Origin of the sequence: Micromonospora sp. NPDC049060, assembly GCF_040649055.1 — a bacterium.
GTDB lineage: Bacteria > Actinomycetota > Actinomycetes > Mycobacteriales > Micromonosporaceae > Micromonospora > Micromonospora reichwaldensis.
This window is the reverse complement of sequence record NZ_JBEZEV010000016.1, coordinates 76,050-88,686: the sequence shown is the minus strand read 5'-3', so window position 1 is coordinate 88,686 and position 12,637 is coordinate 76,050. Positions and strand designations below refer to the sequence as shown.

12 protein-coding genes are annotated in these 12,637 nt (G+C 71.8%); 5 read left to right on the top strand and 7 right to left on the bottom strand.

The window, feature by feature from the left end:
* The coding region (locus AB0B83_RS10065; RefSeq protein WP_357577849.1) for a DUF6350 family protein at positions 1-1,139 on the top strand (1,139 nt) is incomplete at its 5' end.
* A 61-nt stretch (positions 1,140-1,200) separates the two neighbouring features.
* Here the strand turns inward: AB0B83_RS10065 and AB0B83_RS10060 are convergent.
* Entirely contained in the window at positions 1,201-1,794 is a 594-nt protein-coding gene (locus AB0B83_RS10060) for a DUF4190 domain-containing protein (RefSeq protein WP_357577848.1), read from the bottom strand.
* A 20-nt stretch (positions 1,795-1,814) separates the two neighbouring features.
* The gene (locus AB0B83_RS10055; RefSeq protein WP_132230994.1) at positions 1,815-2,114 is read right to left on the bottom strand and encodes a CD225/dispanin family protein; all 300 of its coding nucleotides are present in this window, start codon (positions 2,112-2,114) and stop codon (positions 1,815-1,817) included.
* A 181-nt stretch (positions 2,115-2,295) separates the two neighbouring features.
* On the opposite strand from AB0B83_RS10055, the gene purN reads away from it, so the two are divergent.
* A complete protein-coding gene (purN, locus tag AB0B83_RS10050) occupies positions 2,296-2,916 on the top strand; it encodes a phosphoribosylglycinamide formyltransferase (protein WP_357577847.1) in 621 nt (206 codons plus the stop codon).
* Positions 2,913-4,484 (top strand): bifunctional phosphoribosylaminoimidazolecarboxamide formyltransferase/IMP cyclohydrolase, encoded by a 1,572-nt coding sequence (gene purH / locus AB0B83_RS10045; protein WP_357577846.1) that lies wholly within the window; start codon positions 2,913-2,915, stop codon positions 4,482-4,484. Before purN ends, purH begins: the two co-directional genes overlap by 4 nt.
* 14 nt (positions 4,485-4,498) lie before the next feature.
* On the opposite strand, the gene AB0B83_RS10040 is transcribed toward purH, so the two are convergent.
* The 5 genes from AB0B83_RS10040 to AB0B83_RS10020 all read right to left on the bottom strand — a co-directional run bounded on the left by AB0B83_RS10040 (position 4,499) and on the right by AB0B83_RS10020 (position 10,176).
* Positions 4,499-5,527: a dipeptide ABC transporter ATP-binding protein gene (locus AB0B83_RS10040; protein WP_357577845.1), complete on the bottom strand. Its 1,029-nt coding sequence runs from the start codon at positions 5,525-5,527 to the stop codon at positions 4,499-4,501.
* A complete protein-coding gene (locus tag AB0B83_RS10035) occupies positions 5,511-6,548 on the bottom strand; it encodes an ABC transporter ATP-binding protein (RefSeq protein ID WP_357577844.1) in 1,038 nt (345 codons plus the stop codon). The genes AB0B83_RS10040 and AB0B83_RS10035 overlap by 17 nt, the downstream gene beginning before the upstream one ends.
* A gap of 50 nt (positions 6,549-6,598) precedes the next feature.
* Positions 6,599-7,555, bottom strand: a complete 957-nt coding sequence (locus AB0B83_RS10030; protein WP_311410739.1) for an ABC transporter permease — start codon at positions 7,553-7,555, stop codon at positions 6,599-6,601.
* Positions 7,548-8,486 carry an ABC transporter permease gene (locus AB0B83_RS10025; RefSeq protein WP_151456057.1) on the bottom strand — a complete coding sequence of 313 codons (939 nt, stop codon included), beginning with the start codon at positions 8,484-8,486 and terminating at the stop codon, positions 7,548-7,550. Before AB0B83_RS10025 ends, AB0B83_RS10030 begins: the two co-directional genes overlap by 8 nt.
* Before the next feature lie 85 nt (positions 8,487-8,571).
* Entirely contained in the window at positions 8,572-10,176 is a 1,605-nt protein-coding gene (locus AB0B83_RS10020; RefSeq protein WP_357577843.1) for an ABC transporter substrate-binding protein, read from the bottom strand.
* Between the two features lie 430 nt (positions 10,177-10,606).
* Between AB0B83_RS10020 and AB0B83_RS10015 the strand changes: the two genes are divergently transcribed.
* Both AB0B83_RS10015 and mdh read left to right on the top strand, forming a co-directional pair.
* Positions 10,607-11,467 (top strand): bifunctional methylenetetrahydrofolate dehydrogenase/methenyltetrahydrofolate cyclohydrolase, encoded by an 861-nt coding sequence (locus tag AB0B83_RS10015; protein ID WP_357577842.1) that lies wholly within the window; start codon positions 10,607-10,609, stop codon positions 11,465-11,467.
* A 173-nt stretch (positions 11,468-11,640) separates the two neighbouring features.
* Positions 11,641-12,591, top strand: coding sequence for a malate dehydrogenase (gene mdh, locus AB0B83_RS10010; protein WP_088998471.1), 951 nt, complete (start codon positions 11,641-11,643; stop codon positions 12,589-12,591).
* Positions 12,592-12,637: the final 46 nt, after the last annotated feature.

Sequence of the window (12,637 nt, the reverse complement as noted above, 5' to 3'; positions counted from 1 at the left end):
CGCTCGTCGTCGCCGCCGGGGTCGCCGCCGGGTGGGCGGCGCTCACCTCCTGGCTGCCGGTCGTGGTCGTGCTCTGGCTGTTCCAGCTCAGCGAGGGTGCCGCCTCCGTGCCGGGCGCGCTGCGCGCCGGGCTGGCCGGCTGGCTGCTCGGGCACGGCGTGCCGCTGGACACCGCCGCCGGCCCGCTCGGGCTGGCCCCGCTGGCGCTGACCGCCCTGGTCGTCTGGCGGCTGACCCGGGCGGGCGTGCACGCCAGCCGGGCCATCGGTGCCCGGGGCGGCCGGTCACTCCGGCAGGCGCTCCTCGCCGCCGGCGCGGTCGGCGTCGCGTACGCGCTGCTCGGGGTGCTCGGCGCGGTGCTGGCCGGCGCGTCACCGGTGCGCGCCGGGCTGACCCTCCTGGTGCTCGGCACGCTCGGGGCCCTGGTGGGCTCGGCCCGGACCACGCGCGTGGCCGGCCTGCTCGCCGCGCGGTCCCCGGAGGCGCTGCGCGACGGGATCCGCACCGGGCTCGTCGCCGGGCTGCTGCTGTTCGGCGCGGGGGCCGGCGCGGCGGGGCTCGCCGTGGCCACCGGGGGCGGGGACGCCGCCGACCTGATCGGGGCCTACCGCACCGGGGTCGCCGGCCAGGCCGGGATCACGCTGGTCAGCCTCGCCTACGCGCCCAACGCCACGGTCTGGTCGGTCAGCTACCTGCTCGGCCCGGGTTTCGCCGTCGGCACCGACACGGCGGTACGCACCAGCGAGGTCTCCGTGGGGGCGCTGCCGGCCGTACCGCTGCTGGCCGGGCTGCCGCGCGGGCCGGTCGACGGGCTCGGCGCCGGGCTGCTCGCGGTGCCGGTCCTCGCCGGGATGGCCGCGGGCTGGCTGCTGGCCCGCCGGCTGCTCCGGCTCGCCGCCGACGACCGGGCGCCGCTGCGCTGGGGGCCGCTGCTCGGGGCGGCGGCGCTCGCCGGCCCGGTGGCCGGCCTGCTGCTGGGCGCCGCCGCGGCCGCCTCCGCCGGATCGCTCGGTGGCGGCCGGCTGGTCCAGGTGGGGCCCGTCGCCTGGCAGGTGGCGGCGGTGGCGACCGCGGTCGTCACGGTCGGGGCGCTGATCGGCGCCGCCGCGACCCGGGTGCTGTCCCGCGCGCCCCGCTGAGGGGCCGGGAGACGCCGAAGGGGCGCCCCGGACAGGCCGGGACGCCCCTGTCGCATGACGGTCAGGGCTGGTTGGGCAGCGTCAGACTGAAGCCCAGGAAGATGATCTGGAGCAGGCCGAGCACGACGCCGATGGCGCCGCAGATCAGGCCGGCGAGGGCCTGACCGTTGTTGTCGGCCAGCCCCTGGGCGGCCTTCTGCTTGCCCATCCACCCGGTCACCAGCGCACCGATGCCCAGCGGGATGCCGAGGTAGCAGCAGACCAGCGGGATCGAGGCGATGCCGAGGATCATGGATACCAGGCCGAGGGTGTTCTGCTGCTGCCCCGGCCCCTTCGCGGCGAATCCCGCGTTGGGGTACATGGGCGGCTGCGAGTACGCCTGCTGGCCGTACGGGTCCTGGTACGGCTGCTGCCCGTACGGCTGACCCGGCGCCGGCTGCCCGTAGGGCTGGCCCGAGGTCGGCGGCTGGCCGTAGGGGTCCTGCTGGCCGTACGGATCCTGCGGCGCGGCGTACGGGTCGTTCGGCTGCCCGGAGACGGGCTGCTGACCGTACGGCGCCGCCGGCGGCGGGGCGTACGGGTCGTGGTGCGGCGCGTTCGGATCGTGGTGCGGCTGCTGGCCGTACGGATCCTGTCCGGGGTAACCGGGCTGCATGCGACTCCTCGTCCGATCTGTCAGTAGCTGCTGGTGGAGGTGTCGCCGCCCACCACACCGGCGAGCCCACCGAGCAGGCAGCACACCAGCACGATCACGTACCAGCTGATGCCGACGATGAGGGCCCACTTGGACCACTTCTTCGACTCGGCGGCGGCGGCCTGGGCCCCGGCGTAGTCGCCCTGCTGGAGCAGGGGGTTCACCTTGGAGGCGTTGATGATCGCCGGGATGGCCAGCGGCCAGAAGAGGAAGATGGCGACGATCGACATCGTCATGTTGTTGTTGATCTGCGGCTGCTGCGGCTGGTATCCGGGCTGCATTTCGGCGTACTCCTCATTCCACTCGACACCCTCGCGGGGCGTCGGATCACTGACGGGTGCGGGCCGACGCGCGCCGGGCCCGAGCGACCGGCAGCGTACCTGGTCCGGGCCATTCGCGTCGTCGGTGAATGTCGCAATGCCCAGCGGATGGACGCGGCGGCAGGCCCGATAGGGTGGCCCGGTGACCGAGCCTGCGCCCGTCGCCCGCATCGTCGTCCTCGTCTCCGGCTCCGGGAGCAACCTCCAGGCCCTGCTCGATGCGAGCGCCGATCCGGCGTACGGGGCCCGGGTGGTGGCCGTCGGCGCCGACCGGGACGGCATCGCGGGTCTGGACCGGGCCGCCGCGGCCGGTGTGCCGACCTTCGTCGAGCGGGTCGCCGACCACCCCGGCCGCGAGGACTGGGACGCCGCGCTGACCGCCCGCGTCGCCGAGCACCGGCCCGACCTGGTCGTCTCCGCGGGCTTCCTCAAGCTGGTCGGCCCGCGCTTCCTGGCCGCCTTCGGCGACCGCTACCTGAACACGCACAACACGCTGCTGCCGGCGTTCCCCGGCATCCACGGCCCGCGCGACGCCCTCGCCTACGGCGTGAAGGTCACCGGGGCCACGCTCTTCTTCGTCGACGCGGGCATGGACACCGGCCCGATCGTCGCGCAGGTCGCCGTGCCGGTGCGCGACGACGACGACGTCGAGACGCTCACCGAGCGCATCAAGGAAGCCGAGCGGCGCCAGCTCGTCGAGCAGGTGGGCCGCCTGGTCCGCGAAGGTTGGACGATCACCGGAAGAAAGGTCACGGTCCCGTGAGTTCCACTCAGGACGAACGCCGCCCGATCAGGCGGGCGCTGGTCAGCGTCTACGACAAGACCGGCCTGGTCGAGCTGGCCCGGGCGCTGCACACGGCCGGGGTGGAGATCGTCTCGACCGGCAGCACTGCCTCGGCGATCGCCGGCGCGGGGGTGCCGGTGACCCCGGTCGAGACGGTGACGGGCTTCCCGGAGATCCTCGACGGGCGGGTAAAGACGCTGCACCCGAAGGTGCACGGCGGCCTCCTCGCCGACCTGCGCAAGGACTCCCACGTCGCCCAGCTCGACGAGCACGGCATCGCCGGTATCGACCTGCTGGTGTCCAACCTCTACCCGTTCCAGGCCACCGTCGCGTCCGGCGCGGGCGTCGAGGAGTGCGTCGAGCAGATCGACATCGGCGGTCCGGCGATGGTCCGGGCGGCCGCCAAGAACCACGCCTCGGTCGCCGTGGTGACCGACCCGGCCGCGTACCCGGCCCTGTTCGCCGCGCTCGGCGAGGGCGGCTTCACGCTGGCCCAGCGGCGCGTGCTGGCGGCCCGTGCCTTCGCCATCATCGCCGAGTACGACGTGGCGGTGGCCGAGTGGTGCGCCACCACGCTGGCGCCCGAGGCGGACGGCTGGCCGGGCTTCGCCGGGCTGTCGCTGCGCCGGCAGGCGGTGCTGCGCTACGGCGAGAACCCGCACCAGCCGGCCGCGCTCTACGTCGACCCGTCCAGCCCGGCCGGGCTCGCCCAGGCCGAGCAGCTGCACGGCAAGGAGATGTCCTACAACAACTACGTCGACGCCGACGCCGCGTGGCGGGCGGCCAACGACTTCGCCGACCAGCCGGCGGTGGCGATCATCAAGCACGCCAACCCGTGCGGCATCGCGGTCGGCGCCGACGTGGCCGAGGCGCACCGCAAGGCGCACGCCTGCGACCCGGTCTCGGCGTACGGCGGGGTGATCGCGGTCAACCGGCCGGTCTCGGTCGAGCTGGCCCGGCAGGTGTCGGAGATCTTCACCGAGGTGCTGGTGGCGCCCGGCTTCGACGAGGGCGCGGTGGAGGTCCTCCAGGCGAAGAAGAACATCCGGCTGCTGCACGCGCCGGCCTACGCCCCGCTGCCGGCCGAGTGGCGGCAGGTCACCGGCGGCGTACTGGTGCAGATGGCCGACCGGATCGACGCCGAGGGCGACGACCCGGCCAACTGGCGACTGGCCACCGGCGAGCCGGCGGACGAGGCGACCCTGCGTGACCTGGCCTTCGCCTGGCGGGCGGTGCGCGCGGTGAAGAGCAACGCGATCCTGCTGGCCTCCGACGGCGCGACGGTCGGCGTCGGGATGGGCCAGGTCAACCGGGTCGACTCGGCGCAGCTCGCGGTCAGCCGGGCCGGAGCGGACCGGGCCCGGGGTGCGGTCTGCGCCTCGGACGCGTTCTTCCCCTTCGCCGACGGCCCGCAGATCCTCATCGACGCCGGCGTCCGCGCGATCGTGCAGCCGGGCGGCTCGATCCGCGACGAGGAGGTCATCGCCGCCGCCAAGCAGGCCGGCGTCACCATGTACCTGACCTCCACCCGCCACTTCTTCCACTGACCTCCCGGGGTGGGTCAGGGGGCGGGGCGGAGTTCGGCGAAGTGGCAGGCCGAGGGGTGGGGGTCCGCCGCGCGGAGGACCGTGTGGGGCTCCTGGGTGGCGCAGACCTCCTGGGCCTTCCAGCAGCGGGTGCGGAAGTGGCAGCCGCTCGGCGGATCGGCCGGGCTCGGCACGTCGCCGGTGAGCCGGATCATGGTGCGCCGGTCGCGGGCCTCCGGGTCGGGCACCGGCACGGCCGAGAGCAGCGCCTGGGTGTACGGGTGGGTGGCCCGCTCGTAGATCTCGTCCTCGGTGCCGATCTCCACGATCTTGCCGAGGTACATCACCGCGACGCGGTCCGAGATGTGGCGGACCACCGACAGGTCGTGCGCGATGAAGATGTACGACAGGCCGAACTCGTCCTGGAGCTTCTCCAGCAGGTTGATCACCTGGGCCTGGATCGACACGTCCAGGGCGCTGACCGGCTCGTCGCAGACGATGATCTCGGGCCGCAGGGCGAGCGCGCGGGCGATGCCGATGCGCTGCCGCTGGCCGCCGGAGAACTGGTGCGGGTAGCGGTTGATGTGCTCGGGGTTCAGGCCGACCACGTCGAGCAGCTCCCGCACCCGGCCCCGCCGGCTGCCCTTCGGCGCGGCGTCCGGGTGGATCTCGAACGGCTCGCCGATGATGTCGCCGACCGTCATGCGCGGGTTCAGCGAGGTGTACGGGTCCTGCATCACCATCTGCATGTTGCGCCGCAGCCGGCGCAGTTCGCCTCCGGAGGCGGAGAACAGGTCCCGGCCCTCCAGGGTGGCCCGTCCGGCGGTCGGCGTCTCCAGCCGCATCAGCAGCCGGGCCAGCGTCGACTTGCCGCAGCCGGACTCGCCGACCACCCCGAGGGTCTCGCCCCGGCGCAGCTCGAAGCTGACCCCGTCGACGGCCTTGACGGCGCCGACCTGCCGCTGGAAGAGCACGCCCCGGCGGATCGGGAAGTGCTTGACCACGTTGTCGACGGCGAGGATGGTCTCGCCGCGCACCTTGGTCGGGCTAGCGGGCGCTGTCATCACGGACCTCCTGGGCGAAGTGGCACGCGCTGGTCCGGCCGTCGCCCAGGACCAGGTCGTGCGGCACCACGTCGACGCAGACCTGCTGCACGTACGGGCACCGGGGGTGGAACGGGCAGCCGGACGGGATCCGCATGAGGTTCGGCGGCAGCCCCCTGATGGTGGAGAGCTCCTGACCCCGGACGTCCATCCGCGGGATCGACTCCAGCAACCCCTTCGTGTACGGGTGGGCCGGCGCCCGGTACAGCGAGCGGACGTCGGCGTGCTCGACGATCCGGCCGGCGTACATGACGGCGATCCGGTCCGCGACGCCGGCGACCACGCCGAGGTCGTGCGTGATCAGGATCATCGCCGTGCCGAGGTCGCGGCGCAGGTCGGCCAGCAGGTCCATGATCTGGGCCTGCACGGTGACGTCCAGGGCCGTGGTCGGCTCGTCGGCGATCAGCACCTTCGGGTTCATGGCCAGCGCCATCGCGATCATGACGCGCTGCCGCATGCCGCCGGAGAACTGGTGCGGGTAGTCGCCGAGCCGGCTGGTGGCGGCGGGGATCCGTACCAGGTCCATCAGCTCGACGACCCGGGCACGGGCGTCCGCCTTCGACATGCCCTCGCGCTGACGCAGCGTCTCGCCGATCTGCCAGCCCACCGGAAAGACGGGGTTCAGCGCGGAGAGGGCGTCCTGGAAGATGATCGCGATCTCCTTGCCGCGTACCTGCCGGCGCTGCTCCTCCGGCAGCTTCAGCAGGTCCCGCCCCTGGTAGAGGATCTCGCCGGAGCGGATCACGGCCGGGGGAGTGTCGAGGATGCCCATGATCGCCTGGGCGGTGACCGACTTGCCGGAGCCCGACTCGCCGAGCACGGCGAGCGTCTCGCCGGGATCGAGGTGGTACGAGACCCCGTTGATCACCCTGGCCACGCCCTCGCCCGTGCGGAACTCGACGTGCAGGTCCCGTACGTCCAGCAGGTGCCCGCCCTCGGGCGTCGGTGAGGCCGGCGTGGGTCGGACGGCGGACTGGCTCACGGTTCAGGCCTTTCGCTCGCGACTGCGGGGCTCGCTGCGCACGGGTCTCGTCATCTCAACTTCGGGTCGAAGGCGTCGCGGATCGCGTCGCCGAGCATGATGAACGCCAGCACGGTCAGCGCCAGGAACGTCGAGGGGACCAGCAGCGGGGTGACCGACTCCCGCATGTGCACCCGGCCCGCGTCGATGTCGATGCCCCAGGAGATGGTCGGTGCCCTGAGCCCGATGCCGAGGAAGCTCAGCGTCGCCTCGGCGGCGATGAACGAGCCGAGGGCGATCGTCAGCACCACGATCGCCGGGGCGAGCGCGTTCGGCAGGATGTGCCGCAGCATGATCCGGCCGTCGCCGGCGCCGAGCATCCGGGCCGCCGCGACGTAGTCCTGCTCCTTGGCGGTGATCACCGAGGAGCGGACGACGCGGGCGGCGGTGGTCCAGCCGAGGATCGCCAGCACGAAGATGACCGCGCCGACCCGGACCGCCGAGCTGTCGCTGTTGACCCGCTTGAGCAGCACGATCGCTGCGAGCAGGAGCGGGATGCCGAGGACGACGTCGATCACCCGGGAGAGCACCGCGTCGACCCAGCGGCCGAAGTAGCCGGCCAGCATCCCCACGGCGAGCGCGATCAGGCCGGTGAGCAGCGCGGAGAGCGCGCCGACCAGCAGCGACGCGCGGGCGCCGTAGACCGCCCTCGCGTACGTGTCGCAGCCCTGGAAGTCGTACCCGAAGATCGCCCCGCCGGACGGCCCGGCGTGCTGACGGGCCAGCACGCAGTCGCGCGGGTCGTTCGCGGTGAACAGCCCGGGCACGGCGGCCATGGCGGCGACCAGCACCACCAGGGCGAGGCTGATCCAGAAGATCGGCTTGCGGCGCAGGTCGCGCCAGGCGTCGCCGGCCAGGCTGCGGGGCTTCTGCGGTACGCCGACCTGGTTCGGCGCGCCGGGCTCACCCGACGGCCCCCGCCGTGCGGCCTGGTTCTCGCTCGCCGCGACGGTCTCGAAGTCACTCATAGCGGATCCTCGGGTCGAGTACGGCGTACAGGACGTCCACCACCAGGTTGGAGACGAGGTAGACCACGACGAGCACGCTGACGATGCCCACCACCAGCGGGCCGTCCTCGGTGCGGATGCCGCGGAAGAGGTTGAAGCCGACGCCGGGGATGTTGAACACGCCCTCGGTGATGATCGCGCCGCTCATCAGGTTGCCCAGCTCGACACCGAGGAAGGTGACCACCGGGATGAGCGAGTTGCGCAGCACGTGGACGCTGACGATCCGCCGCCGCACGAGTCCCTTCGACCGGGCGGTGCGGACGTAGTCGGCGCGCAGGTTCTCGGCCACGGACGTCCGGGTCAGCCGCAGCGCGGTGGCCAGCGAGAGCGAGCCGAGCACGATGCCCGGCAGCAGGAGCGCGTACAGGTCCGGGTCGGCGCCGGCGGTGGCCGGGAAGAGCTGCCACCTGACGCCGAGGAGGTACTGCGCCAGCGGCGCGAGCACGATCGTCGGGATGCCGAGCACCAGCAGGGTCAGCAGCAGGGTCGAGTTGTCGAAGATGCTGGCCCGCCGGATGCCGGCGAGCACGCCCGCGGTGACCCCGAAGAGGATGGTGACCGCCATGGCGATCAGCGCCAGCTTGACCGTGACGGGCCAGGCGGCGGCCAGGATGTCGCCGATCGAGCGTCCGGTGAGGGACTGTCCGAGGTCACCCTGGAGCAGGTTCTTGAGGTAGTCGAAGTAGCGGTAGAAGAAGCCGCCGACCCCGGTCCGGTCGAGGTGGAACTTCTCCGTCAGGTATGCCCGCTGGGCGGCCGTGACCGGGCGCTCACCGGCGAGCGCCTGGATGGGATCGCCCTGGCCGGCGAACATCAGCGCGTAGACGATCAGCGTGGTCCCGAAGAACGCGAGGACCATCTGGAGCAGACGCCGCAGGATGAAGCGGAACATACTTGGCAGTCTCGCGCAAAAAGTGCGAAGAGGAAGGCGGGTCGGGCCACCGTCCGCCGATGGCCCGACCCGTACTGCCGTGGTGTTACTTGACGGCCTCGATCTTCACGAGGTCGATCCGGTCGAAGAGATCCATCTCCACGTTCGTCACCTTGGTGGAGTGGCCGAAGTTGTTCTGGCCGTACCGCAGCGGGATCACCGGCAGGTCCTCCGCCAGCAGGTCCTCGGCCGCCTGGTACTTCTTGATCGCCTCGTCCTCGTTCGCGGCGCTGGCGCCCTCGGCGAGCAGCTTGTCGAACTCGGGGTTGCTGTAGCCGTAGTAGTTCGACGAGCCGTTGCTGCTGTACAGCGGGCCCAGGTAGTTCTCCATGGACGGGTAGTCCATGACCCAGCCCATCCGGAACAGGCCGACCGGCTGCTTGGCCTTCACCTTGGTCAGCAGGTCCGCGAACTTCGGCTCGGCGGTGCCGACGCAGTCCACGCCCAGGTTGGTCTTGAGCTGGTTGCAGGTCGCGTCGATCCAGTCCTTGTGGCCGCCGTCGCCGTTGTAGGACAGCTCGATCCTCGCCGGGCCGCCCGCGGCCTGGTACAGGCTCTTGGCCTTGGCCGGGTCGAACTCGCCGGCCTCGCCGATGGTGCTGTCGCGGTAGCCCGCGACGACCGGCGAGACGAACGAGCGGGCCGGCTGCTGCGAGTCCTTGAAGATCGACTTGGTGATCTCGTCCCGGTCGATCGCCATCGAGATGGCCTTGCGCACGTCCGGGTTGCTGAACTCCTCCTGGAACGTGGGGAAGGCCAGCACCTGGAGCGACGAGGCGGAGCTCTGCTTGAACCGGTCACCGAGGTCGGTGCCGGCCGTCGAGAGGTTCTCGGTCGGGATGGTCTTGATGACGTCCAGGTTGTCCGAGAGCACGTCCGCGTACGCGGCGGTCGGCTGCTGGTAGATCCGGAACTCGACGCCGGCCACCTTCGGCTTCTCGCCGGGGAAGGCGTCGTACTTCTCGACCTCGACCTTGGCGTCGTGCTGCCAGGTGCCCTTCATCTTGAACGGGCCCTGACCGACCGGCGCCTGCTCGTAGCCCTCGGCCAGCACGCCGGGCGCGGAGAACGCGGCCTTCGGCATCGGGTAGAAGGCGGTGTAGCCGAGCACGGACTTGAACTCGCTGTACGGCTCCGACAGCGTGACGGTGAAGGTCAGGTCGTCGACCTTCTTCAGCCCGCTGAGCGTCTTGGCCTTCGGGGTCTCGCCCTGCAGGTCCTCGTAGCCGGCGATCTTCTCGAAGAAGTAGCTGGAGTTCTGGCCGTTCGGGGCGTAGGCGCCGTAGTTCCAGGCGTCGACGTAGTTGTCGGCGGTGACCTTCTCGCCGTTGTGGAAGGTGTAGCCGTCCTTCAGCTTGACCGTCCAGGTCGTGTTGTCCTCGGACGTCACCGACTCGGCCGCCACCTCGTGGGGCTTGTTGGCCTCGTCGTAGTCGACAAGCGGGCTGAACAGGGCGGCGAGCACCTGCGAGCCGCTCGTCTCGTTGGTGTTGGTGGGCACCAGGTGCTGCGGCTCGGCGATCTCGATCCGCACGGCCGCGTCGGGGTTGCTCTCGCCGGATCCACCGTCGCCGCCCGAGCCGCAGGCCACCAGGCCCAGGGTCACCGCGAGCGGGAGGGCGGTCCAGGCAGCGAGCCTACGAACACGCATGTAGCCTCCTCATCTCCTCACGCTGCGCAGTCAGGCCCGGCGCTGGGTTTACGCTGCGCAACGTTGGGCAACGGTAGGTCGCCGTCCGGCGATCGACAACGGGCGGGTTACGAACCGATAACGGAGTCACCGTCGTGGCCTTGTCGTGGCGGGCCGGATCTGCTAACGCCGTGCCGCCGCGAAGATGGCGCTGGGCAGCGGGGACTCTTGGCGCGGTCGGCGCCCGTCGCGCCCGGTCCGCCCGTTCGCGCCGTCCCGGCCCGGCCGTGCCCCTCCGTCGCCCCGATCGCCGGGGAGTCCGGTTCAGTCGGCGCTCGTTGACCCCGGGCGTCACTCAGAGTGATTAACCGCACGTCACTCTTAGTGGTCACAACGCGGGCTTGGCGCGGGTCGTCGGATCGCCGGCCGCCGACCGTGAGACGATCTGGGCGTGACGGCGACGCTTCTGGACGGCAAGGCGACCGCGGCCGAGATCAAGGACGAGCTGCGGACACGGGTCAAGGCACTGGCGGAACGCGGCATCACCCCCGGGCTCGGCACCGTCCTGGTGGGTGCGGACCCCGGCTCCCAGGCGTACGTCAACGGCAAGCACCGCGACTGCGCCGAGGTGGGGGTCGCCTCGATCCGCCGCGAACTGCCGGCCGACGCGACCCAGGCGCAGGTCGACGCCGTGCTCGCCGAGCTGAACGCCGACCCGGCCTGCCACGGCTACATCGTCCAGCTGCCGCTGCCGGGCCACCTCGACACCCAGCGGGTGCTGGAGCTGATCGACCCCGACAAGGACGCCGACGGCCTGCACCCGGTCAACCTCGGCCGGCTCGTGCTCGGCTACGACGGCCCGCTGCCCTGCACCCCGCGCGGCATCGTCGAGCTGCTCCGCCGCCACGACGTGGCGCTGCGCGGCGCCAAGGTCGCCGTGGTCGGTCGCGGCAACACCGTCGGCCGTCCGCTCGGTCTGCTGCTCACCCGGCGCAGCGAGAACGCCACGGTGACCCTCTGCCACACCGGCACCCTCGACCTGGCCTCGCACACCCGGGCCGCCGACATCGTCATCGTGGCCGCCGGCGTGCCGGGCCTGCTCACCGCCGACATGCTCACGCCGGGCGCGGTCGTGGTCGACGTTGGCATCACCCGGGTCATCGGCCCGGACGGCAAGGGCCGCTACACCGGCGACGTCGCGGCTGACGCGGCGGAGGTGGCCGGCAAGCTGGTGCCCATGCCGGGCGGCGTCGGCCCGATGACCCGCGCGATGCTGCTGACCAACGTCGTGGAGCGGGCCGAGCGCGACTGAGACGTCAGGAAGGGCACCTTCCTGACGCCTGAGGTAGAGGAAGGGTCCTTGCACCTTGGGGACGGCCGTGACGTTCGCCCCATCCCGGCGATGGTCGCCGCCCCTGGCCTGTTCGGTGCCAGGATGACTGATACGGTCCGGAAAACCGACTGGTAGCAGGGAGTGGGACGACCATGGGTAAGAAGGTCACTGTCGTCGGGGCCGGCTTCTACGGCTCCACCACCGCACAGCGCCTGGCCGAGTACGACGTCTTCGACACCGTCGTGATCACCGACATCGTGGAGGGCAAGCCCGCAGGTCTCGCCCTGGACCTCAACCAGTCGCGCGCCATCGAGGGCTTCGAGACCAAGGTGGTCGGCGCGACCACCGGCCCGAACGGCGAGGGCTACGAGGCGATCGAGGGCTCGGACGTCGTGGTGATCACCGCCGGTCTGCCGCGCAAGCCGGGCATGAGCCGCATGGACCTGCTCGAGACGAACGCGAAGATCGTCCGCCAGGTCTCCGAGAACGTCGCCAAGTACGCCCCGAACGCCGTCGTCATCGTCGTGTCCAACCCGCTCGACGAGATGACCGCGCTGGCCCAGCTCGCCACCCAGTTCCCGAAGAACCGGGTGCTCGGCCAGGCCGGCATGCTGGACACCGCCCGGTTCACCAACTTCGTGGCCGAGGCGCTGGGCGTACCGGTGAAGTCGGTGAAGACGCTGACCCTCGGCTCGCACGGCGACACGATGGTGCCGGTGCCGTCGCAGAGCACGGTCGACGGCAAGCCGCTGCGTGAGGCCATGCCGGCCGAGCAGATCGAGGAGCTGGTCGTCAAGACCCGCAACGGCGGCGCCGAGGTGGTCGCGCTGCTCAAGACCGGTTCCGCGTACTACGCGCCGTCCGCCGCCGCCGCCCGGATGGCGAAGGCCGTCGCGGAGGACTCGGGCGAGGTCATGCCGGTCTGCGCCTGGGTCGACGGCGAGTACGGCATCTCCGGCGTCTACCTGGGTGTCGAGGCCGCGATCGGCGCCGAGGGCGTCAAGCGGGTCGTCGAGACCGACCTGGACGCCGACGAGCTGGCCAGCCTTAAGGAGGCCGCCGAGGCCGTCCGCGCCAAGCAGGGCGACGTCGCCTCCATGTGATCCACCGCCCGTCGAGGGGGCACGCCGGTCCGCCGGCGTGCCCCCT

Excerpts from the sequence above, each read along its gene's own strand:
- AB0B83_RS10060 (WP_357577848.1), bottom strand. The coding sequence starts at position 1,794 with ATGCAGCCCGGTTACCCCGGACAGGATCCGTACGGCCAGCAGCCGCAC.
- AB0B83_RS10055 (WP_132230994.1), bottom strand. The coding sequence starts at position 2,114 with ATGCAGCCCGGATACCAGCCGCAGCAGCCGCAGATCAACAACAACATG.
- AB0B83_RS10040 (WP_357577845.1), bottom strand. The coding sequence starts at position 5,527 with ATGACAGCGCCCGCTAGCCCGACCAAGGTGCGCGGCGAGACCATCCTC.
- AB0B83_RS10030 (WP_311410739.1), bottom strand. The coding sequence starts at position 7,555 with ATGAGTGACTTCGAGACCGTCGCGGCGAGCGAGAACCAGGCCGCACGG.
- AB0B83_RS10025 (WP_151456057.1), bottom strand. The coding sequence starts at position 8,486 with ATGTTCCGCTTCATCCTGCGGCGTCTGCTCCAGATGGTCCTCGCGTTC.
- AB0B83_RS10020 (WP_357577843.1), bottom strand. The coding sequence starts at position 10,176 with ATGCGTGTTCGTAGGCTCGCTGCCTGGACCGCCCTCCCGCTCGCGGTG.
- mdh (WP_088998471.1), top strand. The coding sequence starts at position 11,641 with ATGGGTAAGAAGGTCACTGTCGTCGGGGCCGGCTTCTACGGCTCCACC.